Here is an 18,247-nt window from a genome sequence, read left to right on the forward strand (position 1 = left end):
AGCGTCCGGGATTTCCGAACGATGATGAGGCTGGACGGCATCGCCACCTTCGTGGCCGTCGCCGATGCGGGATCCATCAGCGCCGCCGGGCGCCTGCTCGGCCTGTCGAAATCAGTGGTGAGCGAGCGGCTGTCGGAGCTGGAGCGCCTGCTGGGCGGCCGGCTCGTGAACCGCACCACGCGGCGCCTCACCCTGACCGAGGACGGCCAGGCCTTCCTGGAACGCGCCCGCCGCATCGTCCGCGACAGCGAGGAGGCCGCGGCCGAGATGGCGGCCCGGCGCGGCCAGCTGGTGGGGCGGCTGCGCGTCTCGGCGCCGGTCACCTTCGGCTCGCTGCATCTCGGTCCCGCCCTCTACCCCTTCCTCGCGAAGAACCCCGGCATCGAGCTGGCGCTGGAGCTGGACGACCGCTTCGTCGATGCCGCCGGCGAGGGCTTCGACGCGGTGATCCGCCATGGCGCCGTGCAGGATTCCTGGCTGATCGCCACGCGCCTCGCGCCGAGCCGGCGGCTGCTGGTGGCCTCGCCCGCCTACCTCGCGGCGCATGGCGCGCCGCGCAGCCTGGAGGAGCTCGAGGCGCACCGCGCGGTGCTCTACACCAACCGCGCGCAGGACTGGCGCTTCCTCGGCCCCGAGGGACGGGACATCGGGCCGGCCGCGGTGCATCCGCGCAGCGTGCTGCGGGTGAACAACGGCATCGTGATGCGCGACGCCGCGATCGCCGGGCTCGGCGTCAGCCTGCTGCCGAGCTTCATCGCGCATGAGGCGATCTGCGACGGGCGGCTCCGGATCGTCGATGTCGGCGAGCGGACCGAGCCGGCGGATGTCCATCTCATCCACCGCAAGGATTCCGGCGGCTCGGCCAAGCTGCGCGCGCTGATCCGCCACCTGCGCAAGGCCTTCGGCGATCCACCCTATTGGGAGAAGGGGCTGCCGGCCTAAGCTCCGGCGCAAGGAGGAACCGGAATGCCATCCACCCTGCAGCGCCGCATCGGCTGGGGACTGACCGGGCTGGTCGGCGTCTTCCTGGCCTTCGATGCCGTGATCAAGCTGGTCCCGATCCAGCCCGTCCTCGACTCCTTCCAGGCGCTCGGCTTCCCGGCCGGCGTGGCGCGGCCGATCGGGCTCCTGGAGCTCGTGATCCTGGTCCTCTACCTCGTGCCGCGGACCTCGGTGCTCGGCGCGGTGCTGCTGACATCAGTCATGGGCGGCGCCATCGCCAGCCATGTGCGCGTCGAGGATCCGCTGTTCAGCCACACACTATTCGGGGTGTATCTGGGCGCGCTCGCCTGGCTGGGCCTTTGGCTGCGCGACGACCGGCTGCGGGCGCTGATGCCCCTCCGCGCACCCTAGACCCGACGCGCGGCGGCCCCATATCGAGGGGCGAGGACGACCTCCCCCGCCATGGGTATCACTGTCCGGGACGGCCCGGCCCTGTCTCTGGAGGGCCGTATCATGGCCTGGATCTATCTCGTCGCCGCCGGCATTCTCGAAATCATCTGGGCCTTCGCCATGAAGCAGTCGCACGGCTTCACGCGGCTGGCCCCCACGATCGTGATGCTGGTGGCGATGGTCGGCAGCGTCGGCCTGCTCACCCTGGCGATGCGCGTGCTGCCGCTCGGCACGGCCTATGCGGTCTGGACGGGGATCGGCGCCGTGGGCGCCTTCCTCGTCGGCGTCATGGTGCTGGGCGAGGCGGCGAGCCCGATGCGGGTCGCCGCGGCGGTGCTGATCCTCGCCGGGCTGGTGCTGATGAAGCTGTCCACCAGCGCGTAGTCAGCCCTCGCTGGCCTCGCCCGGATGGGGGAAGAACAGCTCGTTTCCATCGGGGTCCTCGACGATCATCATCTCGGAGCCCCACCAGCCGTCCTTCACCGGCGCGCCGCGCTCGCCGAACTCGGCCTTCAGCCCGGCCCATTCCTCCAGTTCGAGCGAGATGAACATGCGGCCGCGGCCGTTCTTCTCGGGCCACTGGCAGGAGAGGATGATGCTGCAGCCCCGGCGGTCGACCTGGCCGACGAGGAGGCGTCCCTCCGCCGCGAAGCTCGGACCTTCGGTGAAGCCGAGCTTCTCCGTGTAGAAGGCGACGCTGCGCTCCACGGCCTCGACGAAGAAGACGGGGCGCGCATACCAGTCGGCCATGAAGGATCCTCCGGACCACGACAGCCCTCCCGCATAGGCGGATCGGGGGCTGCTGTCATGCCCGGATTTCCGGGGATCCCTGACGCCCGCAACACCCTACTCAAGCTCCGGGCCGGGCGCGGCGGGTGAGCGCGGTCAAGCCGTGGCGACGACGCGGCCGACGCGGTCCATCCGCAGGCTGACCAGCGCGATCGCCAGCCCCGCGCCGGTCAGTGCGGCCGCGGCGAAGGGCAGCGCGGCGAGGCCCGGCCCATGGTCGATGGTCACGCCGCCGACCCAGGCGCCCAGCGCATTGCCCAGGTTGAAGGCCGCGATGTTGAGGCTCGAGGCCAGGTTCCGACCGGCGGGCCCGGCCTTCTCCAGCACGCGCAGCTGCAGCGGCGCCACCGTCGCGAAGGCCGCGACGCCGAGCGCCGCCAGCATCACCACCGCCGGGATCTTCGACCACAGCGCCGGCGCCAGGATCAGCAGCACCAGGGCCAGCCCCGCCAGGGTCAGGATCAGCGAGCGCCCGAGCCCGCGATCGGCCAGCTTGCCGCCCCAGATGTTGCCGATGGCCAGCCCCGCGCCGAAGACCAGCAGGATCGGCGAGACCGCGGCCTCGGAGAAGCCGGTGACCCGCGTCAGGATCGGCTGGATGTAGGTGAAGACCGTGAAGAGGCCGGCGAAGCCCAGCACCGTCATGGCGAAGCCGAGCAGCACCTGCGGCTGCCCCATGGCGCGCAGCTCCTCGCGGATCGGCGTCGGCGTCTCGTCGCGGCCGACATGGCCGGGCACGAAGATCGCGAGGATCACGAAGGCGGCGACGCCGATCGCGGCCACGGCCCAGAAGGTCGCGCGCCAGCCCAGCTCCAGCCCGAGCCAGGCGCCGAAGGGCACGCCGAGCAGCGTCGCCACCGTCAGGCCCACGAACATGGTCGCGATGGCCGAGGCGCGCTTGTCCTCGGGCACGAGGCTCGTCGCCACCACGGAGCCGACGCCGAAGAAGGTGCCGTGCGCCAGCGAGGTCAGCACGCGGGCGGCCATCAGCGAGGCGTAGTCCGGCGCGATGGCGCAGGCGATGTTGCCGAGGGTGAAGATGCCCATCAGCGCCAGCAGCACGAATTTTCGGGGCATGCGGCGCGTGGCCAGCGTCAGCACGGGCGCGCCGACGAAGACGCCGAGCGCATAGCCCGAGATCAGCAGGCCGGCGGTCGAGATCGCGACCTGCATCTCCTCGGCGACCTGGACCAGCAGGCCCATGATGATGAATTCTGTGGTGCCGATGCCGAAGGCACCGGCGGTGAGGGCGAGGACGGCGATGGGCATGGCCCGGACTCCGGTGAGGGTTCGATCCGTCCAGGATGGTGCGCCGCAGCACGTGGAGTTAGGCCGCGACAATTCCAATCATCCGTGAGATGAATTCACGATGCCGCGCCTCGACACCAACCGGGCCGCCGAGATGGAGGTCTTCGTCCGCGTCGTGGAGCTGGGCGGCTTCACCGCCGCGGCGAAGGAATTCCGCCTCACGCCCTCGGGCGTCAGCAAGCTGGTCGCGCGGCTGGAGGCGCGGCTTTCCGCGCGGCTGCTCAACCGCTCCACGCGGCAGCTCCAGCTCACGCCCGAGGGGCAGGCCTTCTACGACCGCGCCGTCCGCATCCTGGCCGAGCTGGAAGAGGCTGAACGCGAGGCCGCCGCCGGCGCCGCGCCGCGCGGGCATGTCAGGGTGAACAGCAACGTCTCCTTCGGCCGGTTCCACCTCCTGCCGCTGGTCCCGGAATTCCTGGCCCGGCACCCGGAGATCACGCTCGACCTCGTGCTGTCCGACACGGTGATCGATCTGATGCAGGAGCGCGCGGACATCGCCATCCGCATCGGCCCCATGCGCGATTCCGGGCTGATGGCGCGCCGGCTGGGCTCGACCCGCGTCACGGTGGTGGCCTCGCCCGACTACCTCGCCCGCCATGGCACGCCGACGAGCGTCGCGGAGCTGGCGCGGCATCGCGGCATCGGCTGGACGTTCCTCCGCATGCGCACGGGATGGCCCTTCTTGAGCGGGGAGGGGACGGTCACCGCCTCGCCGCGCACCGTGGCCCGCGCCAGCGACGGCGAGATCTCGCGGGCGCTGGCGCTGGGCGGGGTCGGCCTCGCGCGGCTGGGCCGGTTCCATCTGGACGAGGACATCGCGGCGGGACGCCTGGTGCCGGTGCTGGAGGAGCTGAACCCCGGCGACCGCGAGGAGATCCATGCGGTCTATCTGGGCCAGGGCGGCCCGCTGCCGGCGCGGGTGCGCGCCTTTCTGGATTTCCTCGCGGAGCGGATTCGGATCGAGGCCTGAAGCGAATGGCTCCAGGGACAGGGGCCTGGTCGGTCACCCGCCTGTGCGGGAGGATTTCACGCCTGAGAGCGTCTCTGCAGCTGCCGCCAGATGTCGGCGTCACGGTTGTAGAAATCCGGGCGAAACTGCAGCGCTTCGTCGGTATCCGCGAAGGCGGTCTGATAGGTCACGAAGACCGGCATGGGCGTGGGCAGCGCGTTCCGGGTGGTGCCGCCCATCGCGATTCCCTGACGGATCGCGTCCAGAGGCTGCTGCATCAGCAGGGCGGCGAATTCGAGGGGGTTCTGGACCCGGATGCATCCATGGCTGATGCGGCGGTTGTCGCGGCTGAAGATGAATCTGTCCGGGGTGTCGTGCAGGTAGACGTCGAATCGGTTCGGCATGTCGAACATGATCAGCCCGAGTCCCGCCTGGGGTCCCGGCAGCTGCTCGACCTCGCCATTGGCCCGCAGGATCATGTTGTTGCGCGTGAGGTAGTCCGGGTCGCGTTCGATCCTCGGCAGGATCTCCGCCGTCACGATGTCGGCCGGGATAACCCAGGGAGGGTTGAAGAAGCTGGCCTCGATCGTGGCGCGGAACTCCGGACTCTGGCTGCGCTCGACATCTTCCCCGACGACCACGCGCGTGGAGAAGACCGGCCGGTCCGCGCGGTAAAGCACCAGCTTCTGGTCGGCGACGTTGACCCAGACGCGGTCCGCCGGCAGCCGCCGCGGCAGCCAGCGTTGGCGTTCGAGGTTTGCCTCGATCTTGCGTAGGAGGTTCGCCGCGGCCGCACCGCCGGCTCCGGGGACCGGGCGCTCATTCGGCAAAGCCTGCCGCAGCGCCCGGTAGGTCGGCGTCGCCGGCGCCAGCGCCTCGATCGCCGCCGTCGGATCGGGGCTGTCGATGGCCGCATCGAGCGCGGCAGCCACGTCGATCGGCTCGGGCCTCAAGGCCTCGCCATCCTTCCGGCGCTCCACCGGCACGGCGCCGGCGGCCAGCGCGTCGGCATAGGCCAGGAAGGCGTGCGACAGCAGCAATTCCCGGCGGATCGGCGGAAACGTGTCCCTGCGCCATAGCAGGCTGGCGTGAAACAGCTCGGGGTCCAGACCATGATCGCCGGCGCGCAGCACGGCATTCACCAGGGACGTCGCCTGCGCGGGCCGGGCCGTCCATACCCGCTCGAAGCCACGGCGTGCGTAGAAGCGCCGCAGCAAGCCTCCATTCAGCCGCTCGCCGGCGACGATCAGGTCGGGCGAGCCGTCGCTCAGATCGCCGAGCTCCGTATCGGCACGCAGCGCCGGCGCGGAGGTCGCTATGGGCTCCGGATCCGCGCTGCACGCGGCAAGCGCACATGCGGCAAGAGCGATCGGGCCGCCTGCGATCGCGGTGCGCCGGGACACCCGGACCCGGGCGGAGGCCGATGGTTCCTGGTCCTCCAGCCTGCCCTTGCATCGCGGCGCGTGCACCGATCCCATTCCTGAACCCTTGCCGATCCACACAACCGGCAGTTGATACTTGCTAAAACTCGTCCTTCAACCCTACCCTATCCATGCAACGTTTCAATCGAGGAGCTACAAATGTCCGTTGTTTCCAAGATAGTGGCTGGCCGCAAGATGTTCCGCGGCGCGGCGATGGTCGCCATCGTGGCTCCCGTGGCGCTCCTCGCGGCCTGCGCGGAAACGCCGCCCCCGGCGCCGGCGCCGGTCTACGTGGCCCCGCCGGCCCCCGCTCCGGCTCCGGTTCCGCCGGCACGGGGCTAGCCCGCAGGGCGCCCGGAGTTCCGCCGCAGGTGGGCTCGCCGCCGAGGTATTCGGCGGCGGAGGCCCGCCCGTAGCGCGGAATCCGATGGCGCCCGGCGCCGTCCCGTCGACACCATCACAGACGGCCTGCGCGGAAGTTCCGGGCAGGCCGTTCTCGTTCAGGGTCGGGCGCGAGAGAGACAGCCCATGCCGGCTCGGCTCGCCCATATGCCCGTCACGGCCTGGCCTCGCGCTTCGCGACGCCGACGCCGCCTCGGCGCTCGAGGGAAGGCAGGCGACGGCCTCCCCCTGCACTCAGCTCAGCCGCAGACCCAGCTCCTGGATGAGCTTGCGCTCCTCCTCCATGGTCTGGCGCACATAGCCCGTGTAGTCGGCGCTGTTCTTGTACATCGGCGCCATGTCGTAGCGGTCCAGCACGCCGATATGCACGGGGTCGGACACTGCCTCCCGGAAGGCCGCGTCCAGCGCCCGGACAACGCCCGCATCCATGCCCTTCGGCCCGCCGACGCCGTAGGGGCTGACCGAGACGATGTCGATGCCGCTCTCGACAAGCGTCGGCACGCTGGGGAAGCTCTTGGCGCGCGCCTCGCTCCAGACGGCGAGGCAGCGCAAGGCGCCGTCCTTAACCTGGGGCCCCCAGCCGGAGCTGTCGGCCAGGATGTCGGTCTGCCCGCCCAGCAGGCTCTGCATGTTCTCGGCGACGCCGCGGAAGGGCACATGCGTCCACTCGATGCCCTTCGCCTTGGCGATCTGCTCCATGGTCAGGTGCAGCGAGGTGCCGACGCCGGGCGTGCCGTAGTTGAGCTTGCCGGGCTCGCGCCGCGCCGCCTCGATGAGCTCGCCGAGGGTCTGCCAGGGCGCGTTCGGCCGCACCACGATGCCGAAGAGATAGCCCGTGATCAGCGAGACATAGGTGAAGTCCGCCAGCGGATCGAAGAGCGCCCGGCTGTTCAGCAGCGGCTGGCGCAGCACGCTGATGGGGAACTGGCTCAGCACGTAGCCGTCGGCCGAGGCGCTCAGCAGGAACTGCGCGCCGAGCACGCCGCCGGCACCCGCCCGGTTCTCCACGATCACGGTCTGGCCAAGCCGGCGCCCGGCGGCCTCGCACAGGGCACGCATCGCGATGTCGGAGGTGCCGCCCGGCGCCCAGGGGACGAGCATGCGGATGGGCCGGCTCGGAAAATTCTGCTGGGCATAGGCGGGCGCGGCGAGGCCGGTGGCGAGGGGCAGCGCGAGCGCGCCGCGGCGGGTGATGACGGACATGAGATTCCTCGGCTTGATCTTGCCGAGACCTATCGCCGCAACGCCGCGAATGGGCAAGCTCAGTCCGGGACCTGGATGTAGCAGGAGCCGGCATGCGGGGCCGAGCCGTCGGTCAGCTTGCGCTTCTTGCGGAAGACGAAGCCGCCGCCGATGCCGGTCTCGAGCCGGGCGTCGAAGCGCTCGCCCAGCACGGGGCCGGAATTGCCGTTCAGCGTGACGAGGGTGCCGTCGTCCAGCACCTCCTCGATGATGCCGATGTGATCGTTGAACTTCGGCAGGTAGAAGAGGTCGCCCGCCTTGGGCTGGTAGCCCTTGGACGAGACGGTAAAGGCGGGATAGACGCCCCAGTAGCTGTGCGCCCCCGCCTTGTTGGACGCGCCCGTCTTCCCGTCGAGGCTCTTGATGAAGCGGGCGGTGGAGAAATTCTCCGGCGGCGGCAGGCCGACCTGCGGGAAGGGGCTCACCTCGGATTTCTTCAGCACCCACATGACGAAGAAGGTGCACCAGGAGAGCGTCTTCGCCCTCTCCTTGGTGTAGGTGTTGCCGGTGGCGACCCGGAAGTATTCGAGGATCTGCGCCTCGTCCGTCTTCCAGTTCCGGCCTTCCTCGCCGGCGGCGAAGGCGACGATGCTGTCGACGTAGCTCATGGCGCTGTCCCCGATGGCCCTGCGCGGCTTCGCCGCCGCTCGGCGGCATGCAGGGCATATTATGCTTGGGGATGGATGAGGCCTACGAGGAAATCGGAACGAACGGGCCTGGCGAGACGCATGCGACAAGGCGCGCGACAGGGGCGCGACACGTGTCAGGCGGGATGCAGGATCCGGCGCAGGAAGACCGTGCCGGCCACCGGCGTGTCGTAATAGGGCGCCATCGTCTCGAAGCCGCGCCTGCGGTAGAGCGCGATCGCCGGCCCCATGGAGGGCAGGCTGTCGAGCCGCATCTCGCGGTAGCCGATGGCCTCCGCCTCGCGGATCACGGCCTCCACCAGCCGCGCGCCGAGGCCTGTCCCGCGCCCCTCCGGCGCCACGTAGAGCCGCTTCATCTCGCAGCAGCCCGGCAGGTCGAGGGCGCGCAGGCCGACGCAGCCGAGCGGTGCGCCCCCGGCCGAGCGGGCCAGCAGCAGGCGCCCGGCGGGTGGTGCGTACTTGCCGGGCATGGCGGCGATCTCGGCCTCGAAGCCCTGATAGGCCAGGTCCACGTCGAGCGAGGCGGCATAGGCGCGGAACAGCGCGACGACGGCGGTAAGATCGGTTTCCGTGCCGGCCTGTGCGATCTCTGTGCCCATCCCTCAATCCATCCGGAGGCCCAGGCGGCGCACGGCGTCGCCCTCCTCCTCGTTTAGCCGCCGCGCGAAGGCGGCGTACTCCTCCGGCCCCATATAGCGCAGCGGCATGTCGAAGCGGTCGAGCATCTCGACATGCCGCGGGTCGAACAGCGCGGGCTTGATGGCATCGTGCAACGCGCGCACCACGCCGGGATCGGTGTGCTTCGGCGCGGCCAGGCCGAAGGGGCTGTCGGCGACGAGGTCGATGCCCGTTTCGCGCAATGTGCGGACCTCGGGGAAGCGCCTGGCGCGCTCGGCCCCCCAGGTGACGAGCAGCCGGAAGCTGCCGTCCTGCACCAGCGGCGCCCAGCTCGTGGCGTCCGCCGTGCAGTCCACCGCGCCGGAGAGCAGCGCCTGCGCCGTGTCGGAGCCGCCGCGATAGGGCACGTGCAGGAAGGACGCGCCGGTCTCCGCGGCGATGCGCTCCATGGCGATATGCGCGCTCGAGCCGATGCCGGGCGAGGCGTAGCTGAGCTTCCCCGGATTGGCCCTGGCGTGGCCCAGAAGCTCCTCCCAGCTCCGGAAGGGGCTGTCGCGGCGCACGACCACGCCGAAGCAGTAGCCGGAGAGGTGGATGATCCAGGTGAAGTCCGCCGTGGGGTCGAAGGGCGGCCGGCGCATCATCGCGGGGATGCGGAAGCAGGTGATCGGGATCTGGCCGATCAGGTGGCCGTCCCCGCGCGCCTCTTGCGCGAGCAGCGTGGGGCCGAGCGTGCCGCTCACGCCCGGCCGGTTCTCGGTGACGACGGGCTGGCCGAGGCCCTGCGAGGCGAGATCGGCCAGCAGCCGCAGGTGATCCGTGTTGCCGCCCGGCAGCCAGGGCACGATCAGCCGGATCGGCCGGTTGGGAAAGCCGGGCTGCGCGAGGGCCGGCACGGCAAGCGGCATCGCGAGCAGGGCGCGGCGGAGGATGCGGGTCATGCGCGCATCTTCACGGGTGGGAGCGGGTGCAGCAATCTGCGCGCATGCATCGCCGCCTCCTGCTCAGCCTGCTTGCGCTGCCGGCTCCGGCCCTCGCTCAGGGGCTTCTCGCCGACGACCGGGCCGTCGCCCTGCTGCGGGAGGGCGGGCTGAACCTCTACCTCCGTCACGGCATCACCGACCGCAGCCAGATCGACACGGGCCGCCGTGGCGACCGCGCCGGCCAGCGCAACCTCAGCGAGGCCGGCCGCGCGCAGGCGACGCGGCTGGGCGAGGCCTTCCGCGCGCTCGGCATTCCCGTCGCCGAGGTGCTGACGAGCGAGGTGTTCCGGGCGCGCGACACAGCGGAGCTGGCCTTCGGCTGGGCCAGCGTGGAGCCCGACCTGATCGCCGACGAATACACGCCCGGCGACGCCGCCGAGGATGCGCGCCGCGTCTCGCGCCGCCTCGCCGAGCCCATCCCGGGCGGCAACCGGGTGATGGTGGGCCACATCGTCCCGCTCGGGCTGATCCTCGGCCGCAGCCTGTCCCAGGCCGAATTCCCGGAGGGTGCGGCGGCCGTCTTCCGGCCGCGCGGGGCGGATTGGGAGTGGCTCGGCGTGGTCCGGGCGGAGCAGCTCATCCGCGCGGCGGGCCTGGGCTAGCGCCGCAAATGGAACGACGCCGACGATCAGATCCATCTCGCCGACCCCGCCATGACGGAATCCCGGAGCCGCTACTTCGCGGGGAAGATCGGCGATCCGGGCCCCAAGGCGGCCGCGACGCCGCCGCCGGGCCTCAGCGACATCCGGACCCGCCTCTACTTCATGAGCCGCTTCAGGTAGCCCTGTCTTGCCCTACGGGTGGAACGCCGCGCTGAGGTCGGAGAGCATCTCCCGCTCGGCGACCGAGACGCGCGAGGTCAGCCCCAGGAAGCCGCCCGCGGCATCGGCCACCTTGGTCGCCTGGGACATCACCTGGTGCTCCAGCTCGCGCCGCGCGTCGAGATCGAGCGGCTTGGTGAGCGCGCGCACGTAGTCCTTCCACGCGGCGGCGAGCCGCGGCCCGGGCTTCGCCCGGAGCCAGCCTTCCAGCAGCGCGTGGCCTGGCGCGGCATGGTGGATACCCTCCTGCGCGGCGGCCTCCATGACGGCGTCGCGCTCGAGGTCGGAAAGGTCGCCATCGGCCCAGGCGACCAGCACCAGCGGGACCAGCGTGAGGGCGGACAGCGTCTCGGCGCCTAGGCCCAGCTCCAGCAGCCGGTCCAGCACGGCGGCATCCTGGATGTGCGAGGCGGCGGCCAGGGCCTGGCGGCGGTCGGACTGCACGCCGGCCTCGACGAGCCGGCGCCGGAGCTCCTCGTTCTGGCGGGCGAAGAAGGCCTCCTCCAGACCCGCGCGTCGGTCGTCGAGGAAACGGTCGGACATGGCTCTCGATTCTCCCTTTCAGCCGGCGGGGCCTTAACCGCCCCGCATCGCCTGGGTTGCCTTTACGTCATCTGCGGGACTCCCGGTAGCCGCAAGCTCCTCGGGAACTGAGACAAATCAGAGACGACGCCCCTCGCTGGGAGGCGGCCCGTCAGCGAGGCGGGCCGCCCAGGGCCTCCGTCGCCCGGGCGGCCCCGGCGAGCAGCGCCCGGATCTCCGGGCTGCCCGGCTGCATCTCCAGCAGGGCCTGTGGGCCGATGAGGCTCAGCGCGAAGAGCGCGGTGCCGCTCCAGTCGCGCACCGGGGCGGCCGCGGAGGCATAGCCGGTGCCGTCGTCGCGCCGGATGACGGCGAAGCCGGCCTCCGCCAGCTCGCGCCGCGCGGCGGCGAGGAAGGCGGCGGGCGCCGCCGTCTCCTCCTCCACCATCCCCCGCGTCGCCGCCTCCGGCAGGCAGGCGGCGAAGACCTTTCCGGCCGCGGTGCCGGTGATGGAGAGCAGGCCGGTCCGCAGGTCGAAGGCGGTGCGGGAGAACCCTTCCTGCTTGAAGAGGCTGACCGGGCCATCCCGCGTCCAGGCCGTGACGGCGGCGCTGTGGCTCGTGGCGTCGCGCAGGGCGGTGACCTCCTGGCGGACCACCTCGAAGCCGTCGATCTGGCGCATGGCGGCGAGGCCGAGGGTCAGCGCGGCGGGGCCGAGGCGGTAGTGCCCGGGCTTCGCATCGGCGGCGGCGAGGCCGGTGCGGACCAGGCTCACCAGGTAATTGTTGGCCGCGCTGGGGCTGAGCCCGGCGCGGGCGGCGACCCCCTTCAAGGGCAGGGGCTGCGGGCTGTCGCGCAGCGCGGCGAGGAGGCGGAAGCCCACCTCCACCGACTGGATGCCCTTGCGCGACGGCGCTTCTTCCATCTGGAACTCCGTTGACAGATCGGATCAATGCGGCTCAATCTTACAACATAAGAACAATTATTCAATATATTTGAATAATAGGAGGAGGCCATGGCGAAGATCCACAGCGTCTACACGGTCATCCGGGACATGGACCGCGCAGAGCGCTTCTACGCCGCTGCACTGGACCTCCAGCCGGCCTTCCGCGACGGCGAGCGCTGGTGCCAGTTCAAGCTCGGCGATACGCGCTTCGCGCTCTGCTCCGCCGAGGAGGCCGCGCCCGGCGCGGTGGGCAGCGTCCCCGTCTTCGAGGTGGAGGAGCTGGCGGCGACCGAGGCCCGCGTGATCGCGGCCGGCGGCCAGCTGCTGATGCGGCGCGACATGGGCGCGCACGGCGCCACGTTCACCTTCGCCGACCCGGACGGAAACCTCTTCCAGCTCTTCTCCCGCCCCGCAGGAGCCGCGCCATGAAGTTCGGCATCTTCGACCAGAACGACCGCAGCGGAATCCCGCTCGCAGACCAGTACGAGCAGCGGCTGCAGCTCGCGGAACTCTACGATTCCAGCGGCTTCCACGCCTATCACATCAGCGAGCACCATGCGACGCCGCTCAGCACCGCGCCCGCGCAGAGCGTCTTCCTCGCGGCCATGACCCAGCGCACGACGCGGCTGCGCTTCTGCCCGCTGGTCTACCTCCTGCCGATCCATCACCCGATGCGTCTGGGCGAGGAGATCTGCATGCTCGATCACCTCAGCCGCGGGCGCTTCGAGTTCGGCATCGGCCGCGGCGCCTCGCCGCACGAGCTGGAGGCGCTGGGCGTGGACCCGGCGCTGGCGCCGCAGATGTATGCCGAGGCCTTCGAGATCCTGCAGCTCTACTTCTCCTCCGAGACGTTGAACCACGAGGGGCGCTTCTGGCAGATCCGCGACGTGCCGGTGGAGATGAAGCCGCTGCAGCAGCCGCATCCCCCGATCTGGTACGCGCTGGCCTCGCCGGACAGCACGGTCTGGCCGGCGCAGCGGGGCGTGAACATCGTCTGCGGTGGGCCGGTCGCGCGCATCCGCGCCGTCACCGACCGCTACCGCGCCGAGCGCGCGGTGGCCGGCCTCGCCGGGCCGGAGCCGCTGATGGGGGTGAACCGCTACATCCTTGTCGCCGACACCGATGCGGAGGCGCTGGCGATCGGCCGTGCCGCCTGGCCGCGCTTCCACGGCAATTTCTTCAAGCTCTGGAGCAAGCACGGCACGCAGCCCGTGAACGCGAAGCTGCCGCCGAGCTTCGACGCGCTGATCGAATCCGGCCATGCCGTCGCGGGCTCCGCGGCCACGGTGCGCGAGGCGCTGCTGCGCCAGGTGAGCGAGGGCGGGCTGAACTACCTGATCGGCAGCTTCGTCTTCGGCGACATGCCGCACGAGGTCGCGCGGCATTCGATCGGCCTCTATGCGCGCGAGGTGATGCCGGCGCTGCGCGAGCTCCGGCTCGAGGTCGCCTGACGCGGCCTGCGCTGCTACGACAGGCGGAACCGTCCGGGAGAGAAACATGCCATCCGTCCTGAAGCGCGCGTTGGGCGCGGCCGCGATCGTCCTCGCGCTGGCCGCGCCGGCGCTGGCCCAGCAGGGCCCCGTCCGCATCGTGCTGAACAGCGCGCCCGGCAGTGCCGCCGACGCCGTCGCGCGCGTACTGGCTGAGCCGCTCGCGGACATCCTCGGGCAGCAGGTGGTGGTGGAGAACGTTGCGGGCGGCGGCGGGATGGTCGGCGCCGGGCGCGTCGTGCAGTCGCGGCGCGACGGGACGACCATCCTCTCGGCCGTCTCGGGCACGCTGATCGGGCCGATGATGGACCGCAGCATGCCCTACGAGATCGGGCGCGACCTGATCCCGCTCTCGCAGATCACCGCGGCGATGGCGGTCTTCGTGGTGCGCAGCGCCGTCGAGGCGCGGGCGCCGCGCGACCTCGTGGCGCTCTCGCGCGAGGACCGGAGCCTGCTGAACTGGGGCAGCTACGGCTACGGCTCGTCGAGCCACCTGCAGGGAATCCTGGTCGGGAAGCAGCTGGGGCTGGACGTCGAGACGGTGCCCTACAACGGCACCTCGCAGCTGATGTCGGAGATGCTGGGCGGGCGAATCTGCTGCGCCTTCATCGATGCGGGCTCGGCGCGCGAGTTCATCCGGGCCGGGCAGCTGCGGCCGCTGGGCGTGACGGGGCCGCGCCGCTCGCGCGACCTGCCGGAGGTGCCGCTGCTGACGGAGCTGGGCTTCTCCGGCTTCGACCCGCAGATCTGGCAGGGGATGTTCCTGCCGGCGGGGACGCCGCCGGAGGTGGTGGCGCGGCTGGGGCGCGCGATGGGGGAAGCGACGCATCGGCCGGCGCCCGCGCAGTTCATCCGCAGCGTGGGCTACGAGCCGGTGGGGAGCGCGCCGGAGGAGTTCGCCGCGATGATCGCGCATGACGCGCCGATCTGGCGGCGGATCATCGGGGAGACCGGGGTGACGGTGCGATAGACGCAGAACCTGGCCGCGATCGGTCAGTTCAACCGCAGCCGAACGGGTCTTGGCGCGCCCTCGTCCGGACCGTCGAAGAGGAGCAGCAGCTGCAGCTCCCCATTCGTCTCGACCAGGGGGAGCATCGCTTCCGGCTTCGTCTTGTCGGGAAAGCCTGGGAGATTCAGCAGCAGCCTCGGAGTGCCTCCATCCTGATGGGCATAGATGCTGTAGTCGCCGGGCCTGACACGATCGTCCGCCGGGTCCTGCGCTGGCCCGGCCAGGATGAGCAGGCGCCCGCGATAGGCCAGGAGATCTCTGATGCCGCGAGCCTGGCCTTGGCTGTCCCGGCCTAAATCGACGCTTCCGAGGCTCGCGGCGGTCGCGGAAGAGCCCGTCGTCGTGCCCTGGGTGGGAAACAAGGAGGCCAGTGGAGCCACCAGCATGACGGCAGCACCGTCCAGGACGGGGCCCCGCATGCCGACGTAAAGCCGCTCACCCAGCACCGCGATCCCTTCGATGGTGAGGCCGTTGTCTGCCAGTGGCCTGTCGAAGGATGGAGCCAGCCTGGCGTTCGCCTGGATCAGCGCGTTCAGCGCCGGGGATGGAGCTGGGGTGATCTCGGCCGCGCCGGTCAGCGTACCGGTGGCCATGTCCACGCTCCCGGCTGGGAGCCTGATACGGAAGAGCTGCCGGGTCGCCGCTGCGCGGGCGTCGCTCTGCGCCCTTTGCGCATCCGTCTCAGCGTCGCGGTGGCGAGGTCGGCCATGCGAGCCGACCACATAGAAGGCGCCATCGGCATAGGCCACACCTTCCGCATCCAGCTCGAGAAGCTCTCCCGCGAAGTCGTTGGCGATGAGGCGGATGAAGCTGCCGGCTCTCATCTCCCCATCCCCGAGGATGACGATCTGGGCACCCTGGGACTCGTCATCGGCGATGATGCAGAGTCGGGGGGAACCGCTGTCCGTCGCGCAGGCGATCCCGCTAATGTCCTCAGCCTTCTTGCTATCCAGCGCGTTGGGGCCGACGGGTTCGCCGAGGAGCTTCCCCCTGACCCGCCAGATCGGATCTGTCTGGGCCGATGCCTCGAAATAGGGCGGTGCTGGGAAGCCGAAGATGACGGCGCCTGCGAGCATCGCGCCAATGATCCAAGGCCGCCACCGCGAGAGGGAAGGGGATGGCATCGCTGCGTTTCCTTTTTCTGGAGGCGAGGGAAACTGTGACGAATTCTTTTGATTTGAATGTCAAGCAAATATCGAGGTATTTATATCCAGTGGATTTCATATTTAAAAGAAAAAAATTATGAGGTGATTTCTGTGCATTATCGGGCATCTACATGCCGGATGCGAATAGCCTATGACAATCTACGCAACGGCGTCGACTGTCTGGCATGCGGAGGCTTGGACGGAAGGCTAGGCAGCCGGCGGGTTTTGGATATTTCGCTGAGAGCGGGCCGGACCGCATTCGAACTCCGCCGCGGCGGCAATATACTGGCGCGGATCGTAAAGAGATGGTGCCCAGGGGCGGAATCGAACCACCGACACTGCGATTTTCAGTCGCATGCTCTACCAACTGAGCTACCTGGGCGCCGTTGGGTGGGCGGGTGATAACGGAGTGACGAAGGGGTGTCCAGCCACCCGTGCGGGCTTTGTCGCGAGACGAAAACGCGAAGCGACCAAGCCCCTACCGCTCCTCCTCCTGGTCCTCCGGATCGACCGCCGGCACCGTGTAGCTCTCGCTGAACCAGCGTCCCAGATCCACCTGCCGGCAGCGCTCCGAGCAGAAGGGATAGGCGGTCCTTCGGCCGGGCTCGCGCTTGGCCGCCGGCTTGCCGCAGATGGGGCAGCGCGGTTCAGGCATCGGTGATCTCCTCGTTCTCGGCGGCGCGCAGCTCGATCGGCCGGCCCGCGCCCGCCGCGAATTCCGCCAGGGCCTCGGGCATGGCTTCCAACGCCGCGAGCGCCGCCGGCGATGCACGCAGCGCCAACCGCCGGGACGGCGCCACCGCGGCCTCGCGCGCGGCCCGGCGCAACAGCGCCAGCCCGCGGGCCAGAGCGCGGTCCTCCAGCACCTCGTGCAGCGGCGGATGGATGCGGGCGCGCCGCATCTCGAACAGCCCCAGAGGCCCGATTCCCAGGAGCTGCGTCAGCCCGTCCGGCCCCAGCGCGGCCTTCAGCGCCGGCTCCAGCGCTATCCGCTGCTTCACCGACAGGCCGGCCAGGTCGAGCAGGATCGGCCCCGCCAGGTCGCGCAGCCGCAATTGCCGCGCGAATTCCGCGATGGCGGCCCGGTTCACCTCGCGCGGGTCCGCGCCGCCCGAATCCACATCCACGGCGGTCAGGGCAGGGAGGGGGGAGAAGATCAGCCGCCCGCCGCCCGGCAGCGCCCAGTCGGGCGCGTGGAGCCGCGCCACCTCGTCCTCGACGGCATCGTCGAAGGCAATGCCCTGGCGGATCCGGGAGGACCCGGCCAGGGCACGGCGCAGCCGCGCGACCTCGGCCGCGTCGTCGGCGAGCACCACGGCCTGGGGATGCGCGAGGGCCCAGCGCAGCGCGGCATCCGGCCCACGCTCGATCACGCCCTCGCCCGCGACCTGCGGCACGCGCGCCGTTACGCGCTTGCCCTTGCCGGCCTGGGCGGCGCGGGTGACGCGCAGGGTCAGGTAGGTGCCTTCGGACGGGATTCGGCGGCCTTCCGTATCGCCCTCGGGGAGAAAGCCCGTCTCGCCCTCCGGCAGCGCCACGAAGGCGCCGGACAGGGCGGGCATGGCGGCGGCGATCCGGCCCCTGACGATGTCGCCCACGCCATCGGGCCGGTACGGCCGCTCCAGCCGGTACCCCTCCAGCGCGCCGTCGCGCAGCAGGGCCACCCGCCGCTCGCCCGGCGAGCGCGCCAATCTGATCTCAATCATGCCGGATCTCGATCACGGCCGGAGCCAGCCGCAGCCCCGCAGCAGCTGCGCCGTCTCGAAGAGCGGCAGGCCCACCACATTGGAATGGCTCCCCGACAGGAAGCGCACGAACATCTCGGCCGCGCCCTGCAGCGCATAGCCGCCGGCCTTGCCGCGCCACTCGCCGCCCGCGACATAGGCCGCGACCTGCTGGTCGGTCAGCCGCTGGAAGGCGAGCACCGTCGTCACCAGCCGCTTTCCCAAGCGCCCGTCGGGACGACGCAGCACGACGCCGGTGTGCACCTGGTGCCGCCGGCCCGAGAGCAGATTAAGGAAACGCGCTGCCTCCACCTCGTCGGCCGGCTTGCCCAGGATGCGGCGGCCGACGCCGACCACGGTGTCCGCCGCCAGCACCAGCGCATCGGGCGCGGCGGCGGCCTCGGCCTTGGCGGCGGCCAGCCGCGCGGCCAGCTGGCGCGGCAGCTCGTCGCGGCGGGGCGTCTCGTCGATGTCGGTGGGGGCCACGCGGTCCGGCGTCACGCCGATGCGGGCCAGCAATTCGATCCGGCGCGGACTCGCGGAGGCCAGGACCAGGGGCAGGCGCTCCCCGGTGCCGGGGTTCACTTGAAGCGGCCCAATTACTTAAAGCGGAATGTGATGCGGCCCTTGGTCAGGTCGTAGGGCGTCATCTCGACGTTCACGCGGTCGCCGGCGAGCACGCGGATGCGGTTCTTGCGCATCTTCCCCGAGGTGTGGGCGAGGACCATGTGCTCGTTGTCGAGCTTCACGCGGAACATGGCATTCGGCAGAAGTTCAACGACCTGGCCGCTGAACTCGATCATATCCTCTTTCGACATTCGTATCCTTGTGAGAGTGCT

24 protein-coding genes and 1 tRNA gene are annotated in these 18,247 nt (G+C 70.6%); 10 read left to right on the forward strand and 15 right to left on the reverse strand.

Annotated features, from left to right (window positions below; translation table 11 throughout):
* Positions 1 to 21 precede the first annotated feature (21 nt).
* From AC1ROY_RS16810 to AC1ROY_RS16820, 3 genes are all read left to right on the forward strand, one after another.
* Entirely contained in the window at positions 22 to 942 is a 921-nt protein-coding gene (locus AC1ROY_RS16810; RefSeq protein ID WP_493150007.1) for a LysR family transcriptional regulator, read from the forward strand.
* A gap of 24 nt (positions 943 to 966) precedes the next feature.
* Entirely contained in the window at positions 967 to 1,353 is a 387-nt protein-coding gene (locus AC1ROY_RS16815; protein ID WP_493150008.1) for a DoxX family protein, read from the forward strand.
* A gap of 102 nt (positions 1,354 to 1,455) precedes the next feature.
* The gene (locus AC1ROY_RS16820; RefSeq protein WP_493150009.1) at positions 1,456 to 1,776 is read left to right on the forward strand and encodes a DMT family transporter; all 321 of its coding nucleotides are present in this window, start codon (positions 1,456 to 1,458) and stop codon (positions 1,774 to 1,776) included.
* Here AC1ROY_RS16820 and AC1ROY_RS16825 read toward each other — a convergent pair whose 3' ends face one another.
* Both AC1ROY_RS16825 and AC1ROY_RS16830 read right to left on the reverse strand, forming a co-directional pair.
* A complete protein-coding gene (locus tag AC1ROY_RS16825; protein ID WP_493150010.1) occupies positions 1,777 to 2,142 on the reverse strand; it encodes a VOC family protein in 366 nt (121 codons plus the stop codon). It lies immediately after the preceding gene.
* A gap of 135 nt (positions 2,143 to 2,277) precedes the next feature.
* A complete protein-coding gene (locus AC1ROY_RS16830; protein WP_493150011.1) occupies positions 2,278 to 3,450 on the reverse strand; it encodes an MFS transporter in 1,173 nt (390 codons plus the stop codon).
* Positions 3,451 to 3,550: 100 nt separating this feature from the next.
* Here AC1ROY_RS16830 and AC1ROY_RS16835 point away from each other — a divergent pair, with 100 nt between their 5' ends.
* Positions 3,551 to 4,459, forward strand: coding sequence for a LysR family transcriptional regulator (locus AC1ROY_RS16835; protein ID WP_493150012.1), 909 nt, complete (start codon positions 3,551 to 3,553; stop codon positions 4,457 to 4,459).
* 56 nt (positions 4,460 to 4,515) lie between these two features.
* On the opposite strand, the gene AC1ROY_RS16840 is transcribed toward AC1ROY_RS16835, so the two are convergent.
* Entirely contained in the window at positions 4,516 to 5,916 is a 1,401-nt protein-coding gene (locus AC1ROY_RS16840; protein ID WP_493150013.1) for a L,D-transpeptidase scaffold domain-containing protein, read from the reverse strand.
* Positions 5,917 to 6,018: 102 nt separating this feature from the next.
* Between AC1ROY_RS16840 and AC1ROY_RS16845 the strand changes: the two genes are divergently transcribed.
* The gene (locus AC1ROY_RS16845; RefSeq protein WP_493150014.1) at positions 6,019 to 6,201 is read left to right on the forward strand and encodes a hypothetical protein; all 183 of its coding nucleotides are present in this window, start codon (positions 6,019 to 6,021) and stop codon (positions 6,199 to 6,201) included.
* Between the two features lie 294 nt (positions 6,202 to 6,495).
* Here the strand turns inward: AC1ROY_RS16845 and AC1ROY_RS16850 are convergent, their stop codons facing one another.
* From AC1ROY_RS16850 to AC1ROY_RS16865, 4 genes are all read right to left on the reverse strand, one after another.
* Positions 6,496 to 7,464, reverse strand: a complete 969-nt coding sequence (locus AC1ROY_RS16850) for a Bug family tripartite tricarboxylate transporter substrate binding protein (protein ID WP_493150015.1) — start codon at positions 7,462 to 7,464, stop codon at positions 6,496 to 6,498.
* A 59-nt stretch (positions 7,465 to 7,523) separates the two neighbouring features.
* Entirely contained in the window at positions 7,524 to 8,111 is a 588-nt protein-coding gene (locus tag AC1ROY_RS16855) for a CHAP domain-containing protein (RefSeq protein WP_493150016.1), read from the reverse strand.
* A gap of 155 nt (positions 8,112 to 8,266) precedes the next feature.
* The gene (locus AC1ROY_RS16860) at positions 8,267 to 8,749 is read right to left on the reverse strand and encodes a GNAT family N-acetyltransferase (RefSeq protein ID WP_493150017.1); all 483 of its coding nucleotides are present in this window, start codon (positions 8,747 to 8,749) and stop codon (positions 8,267 to 8,269) included.
* Positions 8,750 to 8,752: 3 nt separating this feature from the next.
* A complete protein-coding gene (locus tag AC1ROY_RS16865; RefSeq protein ID WP_493150018.1) occupies positions 8,753 to 9,709 on the reverse strand; it encodes a tripartite tricarboxylate transporter substrate binding protein in 957 nt (318 codons plus the stop codon).
* Positions 9,710 to 9,753: 44 nt separating this feature from the next.
* Here AC1ROY_RS16865 and AC1ROY_RS16870 point away from each other — a divergent pair, with 44 nt between their 5' ends.
* Both AC1ROY_RS16870 and AC1ROY_RS16875 read left to right on the forward strand, forming a co-directional pair.
* Positions 9,754 to 10,353 carry a histidine phosphatase family protein gene (locus AC1ROY_RS16870; protein ID WP_493150019.1) on the forward strand — a complete coding sequence of 200 codons (600 nt, stop codon included), beginning with the start codon at positions 9,754 to 9,756 and terminating at the stop codon, positions 10,351 to 10,353.
* A 51-nt stretch (positions 10,354 to 10,404) separates the two neighbouring features.
* On the forward strand, positions 10,405 to 10,533 hold the full coding sequence (locus tag AC1ROY_RS16875) for a hypothetical protein (protein ID WP_493150020.1): 129 nt from the start codon (positions 10,405 to 10,407) through the stop codon (positions 10,531 to 10,533).
* Positions 10,534 to 10,545: 12 nt separating this feature from the next.
* Here the strand turns inward: AC1ROY_RS16875 and AC1ROY_RS16880 are convergent, their stop codons facing one another.
* On the reverse strand, positions 10,546 to 11,115 hold the full coding sequence (locus AC1ROY_RS16880; protein ID WP_493150021.1) for a hypothetical protein: 570 nt from the start codon (positions 11,113 to 11,115) through the stop codon (positions 10,546 to 10,548).
* A 151-nt stretch (positions 11,116 to 11,266) separates the two neighbouring features.
* Positions 11,267 to 12,019 carry an IclR family transcriptional regulator gene (locus AC1ROY_RS16885; protein WP_493150022.1) on the reverse strand — a complete coding sequence of 251 codons (753 nt, stop codon included), beginning with the start codon at positions 12,017 to 12,019 and terminating at the stop codon, positions 11,267 to 11,269.
* Between the two features lie 90 nt (positions 12,020 to 12,109).
* On the opposite strand from AC1ROY_RS16885, the gene AC1ROY_RS16890 reads away from it, so the two are divergent.
* From AC1ROY_RS16890 to AC1ROY_RS16900, 3 genes are read left to right on the forward strand one after another with little or no spacing between them, the layout of a single operon-like run.
* On the forward strand, positions 12,110 to 12,469 hold the full coding sequence (locus AC1ROY_RS16890; protein WP_493150023.1) for a VOC family protein: 360 nt from the start codon (positions 12,110 to 12,112) through the stop codon (positions 12,467 to 12,469).
* Positions 12,466 to 13,491, forward strand: coding sequence for an LLM class flavin-dependent oxidoreductase (locus AC1ROY_RS16895; RefSeq protein ID WP_493150024.1), 1,026 nt, complete (start codon positions 12,466 to 12,468; stop codon positions 13,489 to 13,491). Before AC1ROY_RS16890 ends, AC1ROY_RS16895 begins: the two co-directional genes overlap by 4 nt.
* Before the next feature lie 46 nt (positions 13,492 to 13,537).
* Positions 13,538 to 14,500, forward strand: a complete 963-nt coding sequence (locus AC1ROY_RS16900) for a Bug family tripartite tricarboxylate transporter substrate binding protein (protein ID WP_493150025.1) — start codon at positions 13,538 to 13,540, stop codon at positions 14,498 to 14,500.
* 23 nt (positions 14,501 to 14,523) lie between these two features.
* Here AC1ROY_RS16900 and AC1ROY_RS16905 read toward each other — a convergent pair whose 3' ends face one another.
* The 6 genes from AC1ROY_RS16905 to infA all read right to left on the reverse strand — a co-directional run bounded on the left by AC1ROY_RS16905 (position 14,524) and on the right by infA (position 18,226).
* Entirely contained in the window at positions 14,524 to 15,615 is a 1,092-nt protein-coding gene (locus tag AC1ROY_RS16905) for a DUF3616 domain-containing protein (protein ID WP_493150026.1), read from the reverse strand.
* A gap of 375 nt (positions 15,616 to 15,990) precedes the next feature.
* A tRNA-Phe gene (locus AC1ROY_RS16910) sits at positions 15,991 to 16,066 on the reverse strand.
* A gap of 96 nt (positions 16,067 to 16,162) precedes the next feature.
* Positions 16,163 to 16,339 carry a DNA gyrase inhibitor YacG gene (locus AC1ROY_RS16915; protein ID WP_493150027.1) on the reverse strand — a complete coding sequence of 59 codons (177 nt, stop codon included), beginning with the start codon at positions 16,337 to 16,339 and terminating at the stop codon, positions 16,163 to 16,165.
* Positions 16,332 to 17,390 (reverse strand): ribonuclease E/G, encoded by a 1,059-nt coding sequence (locus AC1ROY_RS16920; RefSeq protein WP_493150028.1) that lies wholly within the window; start codon positions 17,388 to 17,390, stop codon positions 16,332 to 16,334. Before AC1ROY_RS16920 ends, AC1ROY_RS16915 begins: the two co-directional genes overlap by 8 nt.
* 12 nt (positions 17,391 to 17,402) lie before the next feature.
* Positions 17,403 to 17,993, reverse strand: coding sequence for a Maf family protein (locus AC1ROY_RS16925; RefSeq protein ID WP_493150029.1), 591 nt, complete (start codon positions 17,991 to 17,993; stop codon positions 17,403 to 17,405).
* A 14-nt stretch (positions 17,994 to 18,007) separates the two neighbouring features.
* Positions 18,008 to 18,226, reverse strand: coding sequence for a translation initiation factor IF-1 (gene infA, locus AC1ROY_RS16930; protein ID WP_007003972.1), 219 nt, complete (start codon positions 18,224 to 18,226; stop codon positions 18,008 to 18,010).
* Positions 18,227 to 18,247 lie beyond the last annotated feature (21 nt).

Source organism: Roseococcus sp. GW821-FHT12F05 (genome assembly GCF_058806835.1).